This is a genomic window from Paenibacillus sp. NPDC093718 (assembly GCF_050279985.1).
Classification (GTDB): Bacteria; Bacillota; Bacilli; order Paenibacillales; family Paenibacillaceae; genus Paenibacillus_AQ.
Map to the genome: position 1 here is coordinate 797100 of NZ_JBNNUS010000002.1, position 16729 is coordinate 813828.

General features: G+C 48.7%; 12 protein-coding genes. 2 read left to right on the forward strand and 10 right to left on the reverse strand.

The genetic code is table 11. The annotated features are described in order from the left end of the window. Positions 1 to 2 precede the first annotated feature (2 nt). Both ACQKPA_RS09405 and ACQKPA_RS09410 read left to right on the forward strand, forming a co-directional pair. Positions 3 to 722, forward strand: a complete 720-nt coding sequence (locus ACQKPA_RS09405; RefSeq protein WP_427491523.1) for an RluA family pseudouridine synthase — start codon at positions 3 to 5, stop codon at positions 720 to 722. Between the two features lie 308 nt (positions 723 to 1030). Beyond that, positions 1031 to 2392: a lytic polysaccharide monooxygenase gene (locus ACQKPA_RS09410; RefSeq protein WP_427491525.1), complete on the forward strand. Its 1362-nt coding sequence runs from the start codon at positions 1031 to 1033 to the stop codon at positions 2390 to 2392. A gap of 150 nt (positions 2393 to 2542) precedes the next feature. Here the strand turns inward: ACQKPA_RS09410 and ACQKPA_RS09415 are convergent, their stop codons facing one another. The 10 genes from ACQKPA_RS09415 to ACQKPA_RS09460 all read right to left on the reverse strand — a co-directional run bounded on the left by ACQKPA_RS09415 (position 2543) and on the right by ACQKPA_RS09460 (position 16307). Further along, positions 2543 to 2974 (reverse strand): MarR family transcriptional regulator, encoded by a 432-nt coding sequence (locus ACQKPA_RS09415; RefSeq protein WP_194541995.1) that lies wholly within the window; start codon positions 2972 to 2974, stop codon positions 2543 to 2545. A gap of 418 nt (positions 2975 to 3392) precedes the next feature. Then, positions 3393 to 5852 carry a DNA gyrase subunit A gene (gyrA, locus tag ACQKPA_RS09420; RefSeq protein ID WP_427491527.1) on the reverse strand — a complete coding sequence of 820 codons (2460 nt, stop codon included), beginning with the start codon at positions 5850 to 5852 and terminating at the stop codon, positions 3393 to 3395. An 11-nt stretch (positions 5853 to 5863) separates the two neighbouring features. Then, positions 5864 to 7843, reverse strand: coding sequence for a DNA topoisomerase IV subunit B (gene parE / locus ACQKPA_RS09425; protein WP_427491529.1), 1980 nt, complete (start codon positions 7841 to 7843; stop codon positions 5864 to 5866). A 115-nt stretch (positions 7844 to 7958) separates the two neighbouring features. Continuing rightward, complete coding sequence (locus tag ACQKPA_RS09430; RefSeq protein ID WP_071218334.1) at positions 7959 to 8948, reverse strand: ABC transporter permease; 990 nt, start codon at positions 8946 to 8948, stop codon at positions 7959 to 7961. Then, complete coding sequence (locus ACQKPA_RS09435; RefSeq protein ID WP_427491532.1) at positions 8941 to 9909, reverse strand: ABC transporter ATP-binding protein; 969 nt, start codon at positions 9907 to 9909, stop codon at positions 8941 to 8943. The genes ACQKPA_RS09430 and ACQKPA_RS09435 overlap by 8 nt, the downstream gene beginning before the upstream one ends. Before the next feature lie 37 nt (positions 9910 to 9946). Then, positions 9947 to 10819, reverse strand: coding sequence for a GDSL-type esterase/lipase family protein (locus tag ACQKPA_RS09440; protein ID WP_427491534.1), 873 nt, complete (start codon positions 10817 to 10819; stop codon positions 9947 to 9949). A gap of 148 nt (positions 10820 to 10967) precedes the next feature. Next, positions 10968 to 11711 (reverse strand): CAP domain-containing protein, encoded by a 744-nt coding sequence (locus ACQKPA_RS09445; RefSeq protein ID WP_427491536.1) that lies wholly within the window; start codon positions 11709 to 11711, stop codon positions 10968 to 10970. Positions 11712 to 12063: 352 nt separating this feature from the next. Next, positions 12064 to 12525 carry an N-acetyltransferase family protein gene (locus tag ACQKPA_RS09450; RefSeq protein WP_427491538.1) on the reverse strand — a complete coding sequence of 154 codons (462 nt, stop codon included), beginning with the start codon at positions 12523 to 12525 and terminating at the stop codon, positions 12064 to 12066. A gap of 141 nt (positions 12526 to 12666) precedes the next feature. Further along, entirely contained in the window at positions 12667 to 14532 is a 1866-nt protein-coding gene (locus tag ACQKPA_RS09455) for an ABC transporter ATP-binding protein (protein WP_427491540.1), read from the reverse strand. Continuing rightward, the gene (locus tag ACQKPA_RS09460; protein ID WP_194541990.1) at positions 14529 to 16307 is read right to left on the reverse strand and encodes an ABC transporter ATP-binding protein; all 1779 of its coding nucleotides are present in this window, start codon (positions 16305 to 16307) and stop codon (positions 14529 to 14531) included. The genes ACQKPA_RS09455 and ACQKPA_RS09460 overlap by 4 nt, the downstream gene beginning before the upstream one ends. Positions 16308 to 16729 lie beyond the last annotated feature (422 nt).

The following is a 16729-nucleotide window of genomic DNA, read 5'->3' on the forward strand; positions in this document are numbered from 1 at the left end:
CGATGAGCAAGCGGGAACCAGCAGCATATCCGGTTGTGCCGATTCTGTTCGAGGATAATCATGTGTTAGGAGTAACCAAGCCGGTAAACATCCCCTCCCAAGAGGATGCTACCGGCGATCCCGACATGCTGACCATTCTGAAACAGGACATCAAGGAGCGCTACAATAAACCGGGCAATGTATTTTTGGGATTGGTGCACCGTCTGGACCGTCCGGTTGGCGGAGCGATGGTGTTTGCCAAGACTTCCAAAGCCGCATCCCGATTATCGGAAGCCGTCCGCAGTCGCAGCTTCCGCAAGCAATATGTGGCGGTCGTTCATGGGATTCCTGCGAAAACTTCAGGTCGGCTCGTAAATATGCTGTATAAGGATGTAAAAACCAACACCGTTCATGTCACCACTAAAGGTATGGACGGGGCCAAAGAGGCCATTCTGGATTACACCGTGCTCCAAACGTCGGAAGGCTTCAGCCTCGTCCTGATCGAGCTGCACACGGGCAGGCCGCACCAAATCCGTGTACAGCTGAGCCATGCGGGACATCCGCTGTTCGGAGATCAGAAGTATGGAAGCAAGGTGAACAAAGCCGGCCAGCAGATTGCCTTATGGTCCGTATTGGTCGGATTTCCTCATCCCGTTACCAAAGAAGAGATCTCCATTCGTTCCATGCCGCCCTCCGTCTATCCCTGGAGTCTTTTCTCGATAGAGAAGCTGGCATCGACATGACGCTCCTATCCATAGAACTCAAAAAAAACGAAATCCAGCCTTGGATTTCGTTTTTTTATATACCCTTGTTTCATAGTGGAAAATACTATAATATTTTATCCCTTTACGATAATATATTATCCCTTTACTTTTATCAAAGAATGCCGAAAAATAGTAACTACATAGTTTAACATTTTTTAGGTGATTTGTACAATCATGGTATAAACTCTGATTTTGAGTTTATATAGATCAATGCTGCCAAGGAGGAGGAGGAGGATCAAAGCTGTTCATGAATGGTCACAAATTAAATATTCAAGGAGGTATTTGTTATGAAACAGGTTCAATGTCAAACAAATCGCCGCTTGCATTTGAAACCGCTGTGGATTTTTTTAGGAAGCACTCTGTTGTTCTTCACCATCATGATCATCACGGCAAGCAGCGTCTCCGCTCATGGGTATATTGAATCACCAGCCAGTCGTGGTTATAAGTGTAAGCTCGGAGAGAACACCAACTGCGGCAGAATCATATATGAACCGCATTCCCTTGAGGGAAAAGGTAACTTCCCCATCGGTGGACCAGCTGATGGTCAGATTGCTGGTGCTGGAATTTTCCACGAGCTCAATGAACAATCACCTACCCGCTGGAGTAAAGTGAACATGAACGGCGGACCGAATACATTTAAATGGGTGCTGACCGCTGCTCACGCCACATCCGATTGGAAATATTATATTACGAAAAAAGGCTGGGATTCCAGCAAACCCCTCGCACGTGCAGATCTCGAATTGTTCTGCTCCTTCAATGACGGTGGCAAACGTCCGCCGAACACCGTAACCCACACCTGTAATGTTCCTACCGACCGCACCGGCTATTATCTGATCCTAGCCGTGTGGGAGATCGCCGATACAGGCAACGCCTTCTATAACGTAATCGATGTGAACCTGAATAACGGCAGCGGAAATCAGGACACGCAAGCTCCAACCGTACCGAGTAACTTAAGATCCACAGGCGTCACCAGCAGCAGCATTTCGCTCTCCTGGAACGCTGCCACGGATAACGTGGGGGTAACAGGCTATGAAATCTATCAAGGATCTAATCTAGTAACAACCGTATCAGGATCAACCTTAAGCCATACCGTCACCGGTCTGCAAGCGTCAACCTCCTATACCTTTACGGTAAAAGCACGCGATGGAGCAGGCAACGTCTCCACGGCAAGCAGTCCGTTAACGATTGCCACATCCAATCCGGTACCGGACACTCAAGCTCCAACGGCCCCTGCCAATTTAAGATTAGTAGGTAATACCTCAACCAGCGTATCACTAGCCTGGAACAACTCCACGGATAATGTCGGGGTTAGCGGCTATGACGTTTATCGGGGCACAACGCTGGTGACCACGGTATCCGGCAGCACGCTTTCCTATACGGTCAGCGGGTTAACACCAAACACAGCCTATAGCTTCACCGTTAAAGCTCGTGATGCGGCTGGCAACGTCTCCCCTGCAAGCAATGAACTGCAGGTTACCACGGCGGACGGCTCCACACCGGAAACTCCGGCCTGGGCACCTAACACTTCATACCGGCAGGGAGCTTTAGTCACATATGGCGGCAACACCTATGAGTGCCGTCAAGCCCACACGTCCCTGCCTGGTTGGGAACCCTCCAACGTGCCGGCTTTATGGTTGCTTAAGTCATGATCTCCATACGTCATGTAAAGATTCAAAACGTGATTTAACGATGATGTTCCATAAGTATGAAAATATGTAACAGCCCCCAAGGGTGAGCTGCCGTCTGCAGCTGCCCAGGGGGCTTCTCTACGTTTACGACGTTAGCATTAGCTTTAGATCTTATACCTCAACCAGGACTTCCTTTGGAGCTGTACTAATCTTACCTAACAGATAGACAAGCAGCTGTTGATTATGCGAGGATATGCGGTTCAAAATTTGGGAAAGGTACTCATCCCTAACCTGTAATCCCCGTGTATATTCCTCACGCCCTTTATAGGAAATCGTCACCCAGACGATCCGCCTGTCATTCGCGTCCCGTTCCCGTTTGATCAATCCATTCTTCTCCATCCGGTCCAATAGCATGGTTACGGCTGCCGGACTTGTGGCCAGGTAAGGAATGAAATCGGAAGGTTTCATTCGCTTTAATTCAGCAAGCACCTCCAGCACCATCAGTTGCGATTCCGTCAATGTCGGTGCTAATCCGGCTTCCATATGGAGCTTATAATCCTTGGCCAGCTTGGACCACACCTTGGCGAATTCGGCAGTATGCATATTTATCCCGTCCCTTCAATTATGCTGTCATGATCAAATATCGGATACCATCCGTGGATGTTGCGCTGTACTTCGGTGAATGGATTTCGTTTGAACCCTGGTCATGATTCCATAATAGTTTATAGGATTAACTTTTCGCGGGCGACCTATCAATATCCTTCTTTTTTCGTTAAAAAATATAATTTCCAACCAAGCGACAAAACCCGCCAACCCTTATATGACGGCATTTCTTATGGTTCACCCTGCTTCGACATGGTCAGGCATATGTCAAATAGTATAAATAGCAGCCCTAATGTTGCGCAAACGCAAAATATAGCAAAAGCACCTCGACAAATATCATCGAAGGTGCTTTTCGTCCATCTATCTTATCTTGTCCAAACTTGGAAATTTCCTAAAGAAGGGTGTTACGCAACCTTGTTTAGCTTTCTTTACCTAACTCCGCATGCGGAAGACTTACCAGATCAACAATCCGTCCTTGCTTGCCAACATCGGCAAGCAGTTTGCCTATCGATTTACGTTCCGCGATCGGTACTTTCTCCGTGTGAATCAGATGAGCTTGCCCGTCTTCGCTGTACGCCATAATCTGCAGCGGTTCACGGCAATAGAAAGCACCGACAATGGCGCTGCCGTTAGGCTTCACCCGCTTGCCTTCCTTAAACTCAAACGTAGCCATGCCTTTTCCGCCGCGGCTTTGCGTCTGGTAATCCAACAGCAAGCTGCGCTTGCCATAGCCAAGATCCGTGATGGTCAAAATCTCACCCTCATCGTTCTCCACCCATAATGCCGCAACGACTTCATCCCCGTCACGGAGCTGGATTCCCCGAACCCCGCCGGAAACGCGTCCCATGGCGTTGACTTCCTGCTCATTAAACCGGATGCTCATCCCTTCTTTCGAGATTAGCACAATATCTTTACTGTTATCACTCACGACGACCTGGATAATGCTGTCTTCCGCAGCGACCTTGGCTGCCGCAACAGCGCCAGCCCGCTTGGTGACATACTCCTTGAGCTCTGTGCGCTTCACTTGGCCTTTGCTGCTGACAAACACAAGTGACTTGCCTTCTTCTTCAAAGTTCGAAACCGGAATGACCGATACGATGTGATCCTCTTTCGGCACCTGAATCACGTTAACGATGGCCGTACCGGCATCCTTCCACTTGTATTCCGGAATCTGGTGAACCGGCAATAAGAAATACTGTCCACGGCTCGTGAATATAAGCAGATTCTCCAGGGTATTGACTTCAAACAGACGTGTGATGTAATCCCCTTCCTTAACGCCTGAGCTTTCCAGCTCACCGCCGCTTCGGGTGAAGGATAACATGCTGGTACGCTTGATGTAGCCTTCATTAGACAGCGTTACGAGCACGTCCTCTGCGTTCACCAGCACTTCAAGATTAACCTTGATCTCTTCCACTTCTTCCTGAATGACAGAACGCCGTTCGATGCCGTATTTCTCGCGAATTTCAAGCAGCTCTTTGCGAATGACGGCAATCAGCTTCTTATCGCTGTCCAGTATCGCACGCAAGCCCTCGATTTTCTTCATTAACTCGTCCAGCTCTTTTTGCAGGGAATGAATTTCAAGGTTCGTAAGGCGGTATAATTGCAAGGTCAATATGGAATCGGCTTGTCTCTCCGTGAAACCGAACATCCATTGCAGATTGTTCTGGGCATCATGACGATTCTTGGACGCTTTGATCGCCGCAATGACCTCATCCAGGATATTTAAAGCCTTAACCAGGCCTTCCAATACATGCGCCCGATCCTCTGCTTTCTCCAGCTCGTATTGTGTCCGGTGCGTGACAACTTCACGCTGATGCTCGATATAGGCGGATAACATGTCTTTAAGCCCCAGCTGTTGAGGGGTTTTATTCACGATCGCAACCATATTGAAGTTATACGTAATTTGCAGATCGGTTTTCTTGAACAAATAAGCAAGAATTCCGTTTGCGTCAGCATCCTTCTTCAGCTCAACGACGATGCGAAGTCCTTCCCGTCCGCTCTCATCGCGAACCTCGGCGATGCCCTCGACTTTTTTCTCCAGTCGTATGTTCTCCATAGTGGTAACAAGCCGGGACTTAACGACCTGATAAGGAATTTCCGTGATGACGATCTGCTGCTTGCCGCCGCGAAGCGATTCAATGTCCGTCTTTGACCGCAGATATACGCGGCCTTTGCCTGTCCGATAGGCGTCCAAAATGCCTTCGCCGCCCATGATGATTCCGCTGGTCGGGAAGTCCGGACCTTTGATAAAGGTCATAATCTCCGCCAGCTCAATCTCCGGCTTCTGCATGACGGCAATACAAGCATCGATCACTTCCCGCAGATTGTGAGGCGGGATTTCAGTGGCGAAGCCTGCGGAAATCCCGCTAGCTCCGTTCACAAGCAGGTTAGGGTACCGTGAAGGCAGCACAACCGGTTCCTTGGCCGTGTTATCAAAATTATCCTTAAACAGTACGGTCCGCTTCTCGATATCCCGAAGCAGCTCCATGGCAATCGGCGATAACCTCGCCTCGGTATAACGCATCGCCGCCGCGGGATCATCATCCTGCGAACCCCAGTTTCCGTGGCCGTCCACGAGCACATGTCCCATCTTCCATGGCTGAGCCATCCGAACCATACCTTCATAAATCGATGAGTCCCCGTGCGGGTGGTAATTACCCATGACATCCCCGACGGTTTTCGCCGATTTACGGTATGGTTTATCCGGTGTGTTACCCGAATCGTACATGGCATACAGGATCCGGCGCTGAACGGGCTTCAGCCCGTCACGGACGTCCGGGATCGCGCGGTCCTGAATAATATACTTGGAATACCGGCCAAATCGATCACCTACGACCTCTTCCAGAAAAGCCGGCAAAAATTGCTCAGATAAACTCATTCCTTCACCTTCTATTCCTCAAACTCTGCGAAGTTGACATTTTCCACGATCCACCGCTTGCGGGGATCTACTTTATCTCCCATCAGCGTAGACACGCGACGCTCCGCTTTGGCAGCATCATCGATTTGTACCTGCAGCAATGTCCGTGATTCCGGGTTCATCGTTGTTTCCCATAATTGCTCCGGGTTCATCTCACCCAGACCTTTGTAACGCTGCAGCTCATAGTTTTTGAATTCCTTCAAATAATTAGCCAGCTGCTCATCCGTCCAGGCATACCGAACGGTTTCCAGCTTCCCGGATTTGCTGGCGATTTTATACAGTGGAGGCTGCGCAAGATAGACGCGGCCTTCATCAATCAACGGTTTCATGTATCTGTAGAAGAACGTAAGCAGCAGCACCTGAATATGAGCGCCATCCGTATCCGCATCCGTCATGATGATGATTTTCGAATAATTGCTGTCCCCAGCGGTAAACTCCGTACCGATCCCTGCGCCAATGGCAGATACAATCGCTCGGTATTCATCATTCTTCAGGATGTCGGCCAGCTTCGATTTCTCCGGATTCATTGGTTTCCCTTTAAGAGGCAGAATAGCCTGGATTTTCGAATCCCGTCCCTGCTTCGCAGAACCGCCAGCGGAGTCCCCTTCGACAATAAACAATTCGGTTCTCGTAAAGTCCTTGGACTGCGCAGGCGTCAGCTTGCCGCCCAGATTGGAGCTTTCGCTGCGCTTCTTGCCGCTGCGCATCTCATCCCTTGCTTTACGGGCCGCTTCACGCGCTTTGGAAGCCTGAATGGCCTTCTTCAGCAGCGTTTGTGCGATCTGCGGATTCTCCTCGAGGAAGATTTGCATCTTCTCGGTGACAATGCTGTCAACCGCACTGCGCGCAGAAGCGCTTCCCAGCTGGTCCTTGGTCTGTCCGACAAATTCGACCTCAGCCATCTTGACGCTGATCACGGTCATCATGCCTTCCCGAAGATCATTGCCCTCCAGGTTCTTGTCCTTTTCCTTCAAAAGATTGTTCTTGCGGGCATAATCATTCATGACCCGGGTATAAGCTGTCTTAAAACCCGTCTCATGCGTACCGCCCCCGCGCGTCGGGATGGAGTTAACGAAAGAAGCCAGCGTTTCGGTATATCCCGCATTATATTGAAGGGCGATTTCAACTTCGATATCATCCTTCTCCGCATAAAAATGGATCACGTCATGCAGGACGTCCTTGCCTTCATTCAGGAACTGAACGAACTGGCTTGCGCCGCCTTCATAGAAAAACTCTTCCCCATTGCCGCTGCGCTCGTCTTTCAATACAATCCGGAGTCCGGAGTTCAGGAAGGCAATTTCCTGTAAGCGCTCCGCTAGCGTATCGTAGTTCAGATGTGTTCCCGCGGTAAACACGCGCGCATCCGGCTTAAACGTAATCTTCGTCCCTGTTTTGTTCGTATTCCCAAGCACCTCAAGACCCGTTACAGGTTCCCCGACATGCTCTTTTCCTTTTTTGTCCTGCCAGTATTCAAATCGTTGGCGGTGAATTTTACCGTCACGGTAAATTTCCACCTCCAGCCACTCGGACAGCGCATTGGTTACGGATGCGCCAACACCATGAAGACCGCCGGACTTCTTATATCCGGAACCACCGAATTTACCGCCAGCATGCAAAATCGTAAATACAACCTGCGGGGTGGGGATGCCTGTCTTGTGCATTCCGGTTGGAATACCGCGTCCGTTATCGTATACCGTCGCGGACCCGTCTTTATGCAATGTAATTTCAATTCTCGAGCAGTACTTGGCCAAATGCTCGTCTACGGCGTTGTCCACAATTTCCCACACCAGATGATGCAAGCCTGACGAGCTTGTGCTCCCTATGTACATGCCTGGCCGTTTGCGTACCGCAACGAGGCCTTCGAGCACTTGAATGTCGTCAGCATCGTATCCTGAACGGTTATTACCGCCGTTCTTCGATGACTCTGCAAACATATCGATCTGTTCGACCATTCATGCTCCTCCTTCAAATTCACGTATCTCGTGTATTTCTAGTTCTACATTTCAATATTTTAGAGGAACGGTGTTCCCTAAAAAATGCAAACAAATGTTTCATGCTTTGTCCATTTTAATTCAAGATATCCCTTCTCGTAAAGACACTGAATGAAACAATAACCGCACAAATTGCCCAGACGGCCAATACGGCAAGGGAAAAATTCAAAGTCATCCCCTCAATTGGCGGCAAATTGCCTGCTAAATAATTAGTTAAATTGAGGTTTACCATGAACAAATATTTCGCGCTGCTCCAGGCCGATGCCATATTCGTCAGAATATTTCCGGCAATCAATGCGGCCATCATGATCACAATGCTCGCCGCCGTGCTTCGAACCAGTACGGACACCATAAAGGCCAGCATACCGACACATACGCCGACAAACCAGACCAATCCGCCCTGCATGAGCAAATACTTCCACTGTGGAACAGCATGAACGCCGGACATATCCACATCAGACCCAACAATCTGGAATCCCGTGAATACCGGTATGTCAAACCCCTTGTATCCGAAGGCTAAACCGGAGATCAGATAGGCTATGACAAAGGTGGAAACGACAATAAGAGACGTAAACATGATCAAGGCGATCAATTTGCTGAGCAGCACCTTCCATCGCTTCACAGGCCTTGTCAGCAGCATTTTGATGGTACCGGTCGTCCGTTCGCCGGAGACGATATCCGAAGCGATAGCCATAATGAGCAGCGGGATAAACAGGGATATCGCATTATTCAAAAATTCCCGTGTAAACGTAACCCCGTTTGGTTGATTAGGATTCACATCATGCTGCAAATAATACTGCATTTGCTGAATAAAGATTTGCCTATATCGTTTCCATTCATCCGGTACCCTGTCACTGCTAAGCGAATTCTCATTATCCGTGATTCGCTGCTGAAGTTCAAGCCGCCAATCACTGTTGAACTTCTCCCGGCTCCGTTCAGCTGACTTCATCTGGGCATAAGTAAACATGGGAACCAGAACAAGAAGAACGAGCAGAACAACATAAAACCGCTTTCGTTTAATAATTTTGATGCACTCGTTTTTGATCAGGGGCAACAGGTTACTCAATACTCTCACCCTCCGTCATCTGCAGGAACAGCTGCTCCAGCGTAGGATTGATCCGATGAACCTCTCGGACCTGTACTCCCGCGGCCACCAGCCGTTCCACAGCTCTTGACGTGTATGTAGTGCTCATACGGGTCACAACAGCATCCGGAGACATGCCTGCCAGCAAATTATCGTCGAGCACGTCCTCGGGGCGTTCGACAATTTGGCAATAATCCAGCTTTTGCAATATTCGTTTCCCTTGCACGGCGGGATTCAGATCCCAGATCACATGATCACTGTTGCCGGCAATCAATTCTTCGACCTCGCCAACCGCAAGCACTCTTCCGCTGCTGATGATCGCCACACGATCGCATAACAGCTGGATTTCGCTCAGCAGATGACTCGAGACAAAAACAGCCAATCCTTCCCCGGCTAATCGATGGATGAACTGCCGCATCTCTTTGATCCCTTTCGGATCAAGACCGTTTGTCGGCTCATCCAGAATGAGCAGTCTCGGTCTGCCGAGCAGGGCTTGGGCTATTCCGAGCCGCTGCCGCATTCCCAGTGAATATGTACTCACCTTGTCATGAATTCTTCGATCCAGTCTCACCGTATCCACAACTTCCTGTATTCGCTGCTGGTCAATGCCGGGCTGCATTCGTGCAAAATGCTCAAGATTTTCCCATCCCGTCATATACGAATACATTTCCGGATTCTCCACGATGGAACCAATATAACGCAGCGCCTGCTCCTGCTGGCGGTTCACATCATAACCGCAGACCTCGATCCTGCCGGAGGTCGGTTTGATCAGATCCACCAGCATCCGGATCGTGGTCGTCTTTCCTGCCCCGTTCGGCCCCAAGAACCCGAAAATTTCGCCTGCGCGCACGTCGAACGACACATCATGTATAATCCATTTTCGACCGATTTTCTTTTTTACATGCTGGACAGATAGTACGATTTCTTGAGCTTGTTCATTCATCGTTTTTCCAACTCCCCATATGACATCCTCATCATGCCTAGAGCATACCCTCTACAATTCGATCCGCTATAGCCTGATATCCTGCCCCGTTCGGATGAAAATGGTCCGAGGACAGATACTCGCCCAACTTGTGCTGAAACAGATCGAACGTAGGGACCAATGTCATATTGGGATCCCGGTTCACGATCTCCATGACCGAATGATTCCAGGCGGAGACCACGATATTGCCGGGTATGAGCAAATCCTCCAAATCGGAAAAAGGATGATATAGACCGATATAAACGATTCGGGCATCCGGATTAATGGCGCGAATCTTCTCCAGAATCGCTTGCAGGCGTTCAGTGGCCTGCGGCAATGCGCCCATCAGCTTGGCAGGTTCGAGCTCCAACTCATCGGAATCCGCCGCCCCGTCCATCAACCCGCTGCCTTGAAATATATCATTGCCTCCGACCGAAAGCATAATCACATTGGCTTGCTTCAAGGCATACTGTATTCCCTTGTCGTCCAGCTTGGGAAGCAGTCCTTCGGTAGTCATTCCGTTTATGGCCAGATTTGCCAGCAGGCTCGCTGTTCGTCCATCGCCATTTAATTGATCCACGCTTCGGCGGACAAAACCGCTCCCGGTATTGTCCCCTGTTCCCTTGGCGAGGGAATCTCCGATCGCAGTTACCTTTAAATCATGGGGCAGAACCGGTTGTGACGGATCGCTCCCCGGTTGTGACGGATCGCTCCCCGGTTGTTCCGGCGCTGTCTCTTCTTCGGACGCCTCGGATTCGCCACCGGTCAGCAAGGGCTGCCCTTGCGGATCATTAATATCTTTGAACGCATACATAAAACCGATAATGAGCACAATCGTTACAATAACCGACACGGAGGCAGTGATTCGCCATATCCATGCAGATGATTTCATGACATTCCCCCTACAAAATTCCTCATTACATTACCTTAAGACTTCTATATAAAATTTGCAAATCAAAACACGCAAAGAAGACTGCCCCGGACGCAATCTTTTGATGCGTGACCGGGGCAGCCCTTTTCATATGAAACAAGATAAGTGCTTATTGACTGATGAATTCTTGAACCCAATATCCGTTATAGTATCCAACGCCGATCATGGTGAAGTTCGGAGACAGGATATTTTCACGGTGACCTTGGCTATTCATCCAGGAGTTCATTACTTCTTGAGGCGTACGTTGCCCTTTAGCAATATTCTCGCCGGCATAGCCGTAAGAAATACCATAAGCTTTCATCATATCAAATGGCGAACCATGTGTCGGTGAAGTGTGGCTGAAGTAATTGTTATTACTCATATCCTTCGCTTTATCCAGCGCTACGGTTGTCAGCTTAGCATGGACCGTGAGCGGCTTCAGACCTGCATTCGCACGTTCTTTGTTCACCAATGTGACAACCTCGGAAGCAAAATTCGATTGTTCCGTTGTACCCGCAGACTCGGAAGGCTGGGACGGTTTTGTAGACGGAGTGCTAGTCTCAGGCTTGCTTGTTTCCGGTTTGCTGGTTTCAGGTTGCGTCACTTCTGGTTTAGTGGTTTCTGGCTTGCTGGTTTGCGGAGTCTCAACAGGCTTGTCTGCCTGAGGTTTTTCCGTTTGCGGCTTCTGAACCACCCATTTAAACTGTGATTCAAAACCTTGGCTTTCTAGGAACTTCTGGATCTTTTGCTGCCAGTTTACATAATTATTACTCTCAGCAGGCGCTGCGGATGCCGTAGTGGGCAGCAAGATACCGACAGCCAGTACAGCAGCAATGCTGCCGCCTGCGATTTTCTTTATCCAATGGTTGTTCATAGATTTTCATCTCCTATGCTCATAGTTGTGAGTTTGCTTGACCGCCCGTTCTAAGATGAATTCCATGGGTGCTGGACGATCAAACAATAGTTACATTTTTGTAATCTCGTACGAACACATTGTAACACATTTGATACCTTGGGCAATCCTACAATTGTTGGAAAAGCGACCTTGAATTCCTACCTATACATGGGTGATCAAGTCGGCACCAGTCCCAGATCGTATGTAGTGATCGATGCCTGATTCAAGCGATGAATCTCTTTTTATATCGGTGGTCTTTCAATCGAGTTTTAGGCCATAACAAGAAAAAACCCATCCCAAAAATGGGATGGGTTCATGAAAAGACCCTGGATTACAGCTTTTTACTAAACTGATATCCAGCCTTTTCAAATCCAATATGCTCATAAAATGCATGTGCGGGAGCAAGTTCTTCCCGGTTGCCGCTTGTGAGAAACAAGAGGTGGCTACCATGCTGTCTTCCCCATGTCTCTGCACCGCGAATTAATCTTTTGCCAATTCCTTGGCCGCGGTAGCTTGAGGTTACAATAACCGAAGTAATTTGAGTGACCGGTTCGGTCATAGTGAAGGATTTGACTTGACGAAGCATGATCATACCAACAACAACACCATCAACTTCAGCAATCAGATTGCCGTATAAAGGATTGTTGTTCATCGCTTCCATCCGTTCACGCATGACATTCAGCGTGGTCGGATAATTCAGTTCGCGCATCAAGGATGTGACAGCTTCCAAATCATTCTTCTCAAAGTTTCGAATCAGCAGTGCAGGCGCAGATAATACGCTTTCGATGCTCATTATACCCTCATGCTTCCCTTCTTCTATGAATTCTGAGTAAACTCTACTTCTATTTTGTAAGTTTATGAAGAAGATTGCAAGTATCAAGCGACATTTTTTTTACATTTGTGTCGGTTTTGTTAAACCTTTGTTAAGCCGTTTTTACAAAAATCGGTATTGCGCTTCAATCAACCCATGGTACGTACCCTGCTTCTGCATAAGCTGGCTGTGATTTCCTTCTTCGATAATCTTTCCGTGATCCAGCACGACGATATGATCGGCATGGCGGATCGTTGACAAACGGTGCGCCACGATGAAGGAGGTTCGGCCCTGAAGCAGCACTTTAAGAGCTTCCTGAATTTTCAGCTCCGTCTCGGTATCGATACTCGCCGTTGCTTCATCCAGAATCAGAATCCGCGGATCGGCAAGGAGCGCCCTGGCAAAGGACAGCAGCTGCCGCTGACCCATAGACAGCATATTCCCGCGTTCTTCAACCTCGGTATCGTAACCGCCCGGCATCTGTACGATGAATTCATGGGCGCCGACCGCCTTGGCTACATCCTCAATCTCCTCATTGGTCGCATCCAGACGGCCAAACCGGATATTATCGCGAATCGTGCCAGAGAATATAAAGGTATCCTGCAGCACGATTCCAATCTGATTGCGGAGGCTTTCCACCGTCACCGATTGGATATCGTATCCGTCAATCGTTAGCTTACCTTCGGTAATATCATAGAATCGGCTGAGCAGATTAATGATGGTACTCTTGCCTGATCCGGTATGACCGACAAGGGCAATCGACTGGCCTGCCTTTACATTCAGATTGATCCCCTTGAGAGCCTGACGTCCTTTTTCGTATTCAAACACCACATTCTCCAGCTTGATATCCCCTTTAATCGTTGGCAATTTCTTCGCCCCAGGCTGATCATCAATGCTCGGCTTCTCGTCAATGAACTCAAATATGCGTTCAGAGGAAGCCATGGCGACAAGCAATTGGTTATACATTTGGCCAAGCCGGTTGATCGGCTCCCAGAAGTTCCCTACATATTGGGTGAAGGCAATTAACAGACCGATGGTGAGCTCGCCTTGTTGGATCAACACGGCACCGAGCCAGAACAAGATCAATGAACCGAAACCACCGGTAATTTCGATAAGAGGCCCAAACCCTTGGTTCATGGCAGACGCTTTATCCCAGGACTTTTTACTGTCCATGTTCATGTTATCAAAGAACTTCATATTCTCTTCTTCTTGCGTGTAAGCTTGGGTTACGCGGATCCCCTGAATCGATTCATTCAAGTGAGAGTTAATCCGCGAGTTCCGAATCCGTACATCCTGCCATGCACGCCGGATGCGCACACGGAGTTTCGTCGAGATGAAGAACATGATCGGTACCGTGACAATAACAGCCAGACCGAGCTTCCAGTTTATTAACAGAAGAATAACCACAATACCTACTAACTGCACACAGTCGATGATCAGGTTCACAACCCCGTTGGTAAACAAATCCTGCAGGGAGTTAACATCATTCGTAACCCGGACCAGCACAGATCCAGCCGGACGCTTGTCGAAGAAATTGAAGGACAAGCGCTGAATGTGCTGGAACAGATCTGCTCGCAGGTCATAAATGACCCGCTGACCGATGATATTCGTAAATCTGATACGAAATATTCCTGCAACCCATTGAATGATATACATCACAAGAACCGCAATTGTAATCTGATACAATAGGGTTAAGCTCGGGTTCCCATCCCTAGGGTCAATGGCCTGGTCGATTGCCAAACTGGTCAAGAACGGAATGGCCAGCTTCGTTATGGTACCGATGACCATCATAAGGCCGATCAACGGTAGAATCTGTTTGGCGTAAGGTTTCATATACGAGATCAGACGTGTCAGCTGCGCCCAGTTAAACGGCTTTTCAATCGCATCGTCGTCCTTGTATACAAAACGTTCATTCGTTTCTTCCGAAGGCTTCCGCGGCCTCGGAATCTTTTGCTTCTGATGCGGTTCAGTATTTACATTGGCGTTCATGCTTGCACCTGCCCTTGCGTGCCTCCTGCTTGAGCTTGCTTCGCAATAAGGTCCGCATATTGTATTTTATATACATCCTGATAAGGCCCCGGCACTGCAATCAAATCGTTATGCTTGCCGCGCTGCACAACTCTTCCCTCATCCAGAACGAGAATTTCATCCGCATGACGCAGGGAAGAAATTCGGTGAGCGATAATAAAGGTCGTTCTGCCGTTCATGACTTCCTGGAAGCCGGACTGAATTTCATGCTCGGTTTCCATATCTACAGCACTGGTGGCATCATCCAGGATCAGGATTTTCGGATCTTTCAGAAGGGCACGCGCAATCGCAATCCGCTGCTTCTGTCCGCCTGAGAGTCCCATCCCCCGTTCGCCGACAATGGTATCGTAACCATCCTTCATTTCCATAATAAAGTCATGGGCTTTGGCCAGCTTGGCAACGCGGATGATTTCTTCCATGCTAACGTCCTTCATGCCGTAAGAAATATTGTTGCGGATGCTGGACGAGAACAAGAAAGTCTCCTGAAAGACCGTGGCAATCTGGCTGCGCAGACTTCGGATCTTTATATCATTAATGTTCATGCCGTCTAGTTTGATGCTGCCCTGATTCACATTGTAGGCATGCATCAAGAGCTGGATAATGGTCGATTTACCAGACCCCGTTCCCCCAAGCAGGCCGATCACGGAGCCGGGACGAGCATCCAGATTAATATCTTTGACGGCTGCCATCTTGTTACCGTAAGCAAAGGTGACATTATCAAATACGACATGACCCTTCACCTCGCTTGGCACCAAATCTACCGCACGCTCACGGTCTTCGACATCAATCGGCTGATTCAGCAGCTCCAGCACCCGTTCACCCGATGCCTTCGACTGTGTGTAGTTATTAATATGAAACCCGATTCCCCAAAGCGGGCCGATTATGTACCAGATCAAAGTAAAGAAAGCTGCCAGTTCCCCTACCGTCATGGAACCTTGGATGACCATCGCTCCGCCGACGGCTAGCAAAATGACGACACTGATATTCGCGAAGAGCTCCATCATCGGGAAGTAACGGGCCCATAAGGAAGAGGCAAATATCTGGTTGGTTTTGTAACGCTCATTCCGTTCGGAGAATTTCTCCACTTCGTGAGGCTCGCGAGCAAAAGACTTAACGGTACGAACACCCGTAATATTCTCCTGAACCGCGGTCGTCAGCGAGCTTAGTGCCAGACGCATCTCCTGGAACGCCGGGTGGATCTTGGATTCGAACTTTAGAGCCGCTACAACCAAAAATGGCATCGCTACCAAAGTTACGAGCGTCAATTTCCAGCTAATGGTAAACATCATGATGGAACCGAAAGTCACCATCAATACCAGATTGAGCAGCTGAGCAAAACCGAAGCCGATAAACATTCGGATCGCTTCCAAATCGCCCGTCAGCCGTGACATCAAATCCCCGGTCCGAGCCGTGTCATAGTAACGGAACGATAGAAATTGCAATTTTTCATAGCAGGCGTTTCGCAACGCGTAAGCCAGGTAGTTCCCCAGCCTCCCCCCAAAAAATCCGTGCAAAAACTGCATGAAAGCTTTAAGGATGACCACACCCAGCACAGTGAGCGCCAGCTGTGGTACGATACCGTAATTCTCCAGCTTGATTGCATCGTCAATCAGCACTTTTAACAGATGCGGATAGACAAGTCCTAAAGCGGTTGCAATCGCCAGACACAGCATGGAAAGAAAAAGATAACTTCGTTTCTCCCAAAAGAAGCCCTGCAGTTGCCTGAGAACATTCATGTTTATCCTCCTTTGGATTATTTTCGTTCAGGTTATGTAGCATTTATGAAGTTTATCATCGACCTGAACCCGCGGCAAAGAGGGAAAACCGCCATAAATGAGCCAAAAGGACCTAAAGGGGGCAAATAGTATAACTTATCTTTGTTTCATAATGAAATCATCGGAAATTCTCATTAATACTAGGGGATATAATCACATTGTCAGTCCCTTCAACCATCAGGCTTCATCCACCATTTTCGACTTTTTTGAACATGCTTGAAAAAGGGTAATATCCTAAGCCGTTTTCACCCCAGTGGCGAACGTTGTAGCGGATTAAAATACGTCATACCATCCTCTTGAACTTTATCCACCCGAATGAGCATAGGAAAAAAGGCGCCCCGCCAGGATGGCATATGGGACGCCCTTGGATGGAAAAGTATGCG

Coding starts and splice junctions, on each gene's coding strand:
- ACQKPA_RS09405 (WP_427491523.1), top strand. CDS start 3: ATGAGCAAGCGGGAACCAGCAGCATATCCGGTTGTGCCGATTCTGTTC.
- ACQKPA_RS09410 (WP_427491525.1), top strand. CDS start 1,031: ATGAAACAGGTTCAATGTCAAACAAATCGCCGCTTGCATTTGAAACCG.
- ACQKPA_RS09415 (WP_194541995.1), bottom strand. CDS start 2,974: ATGCATACTGCCGAATTCGCCAAGGTGTGGTCCAAGCTGGCCAAGGAT.
- gyrA (WP_427491527.1), bottom strand. CDS start 5,852: ATGAGTTTATCTGAGCAATTTTTGCCGGCTTTTCTGGAAGAGGTCGTA.
- parE (WP_427491529.1), bottom strand. CDS start 7,843: ATGGTCGAACAGATCGATATGTTTGCAGAGTCATCGAAGAACGGCGGT.
- ACQKPA_RS09435 (WP_427491532.1), bottom strand. CDS start 9,909: ATGAATGAACAAGCTCAAGAAATCGTACTATCTGTCCAGCATGTAAAA.
- ACQKPA_RS09440 (WP_427491534.1), bottom strand. CDS start 10,819: ATGAAATCATCTGCATGGATATGGCGAATCACTGCCTCCGTGTCGGTT.
- ACQKPA_RS09445 (WP_427491536.1), bottom strand. CDS start 11,711: ATGAACAACCATTGGATAAAGAAAATCGCAGGCGGCAGCATTGCTGCT.
- ACQKPA_RS09450 (WP_427491538.1), bottom strand. CDS start 12,525: ATGAGCATCGAAAGCGTATTATCTGCGCCTGCACTGCTGATTCGAAAC.
- ACQKPA_RS09455 (WP_427491540.1), bottom strand. CDS start 14,532: ATGAACGCCAATGTAAATACTGAACCGCATCAGAAGCAAAAGATTCCG.
- ACQKPA_RS09460 (WP_194541990.1), bottom strand. CDS start 16,307: ATGAATGTTCTCAGGCAACTGCAGGGCTTCTTTTGGGAGAAACGAAGT.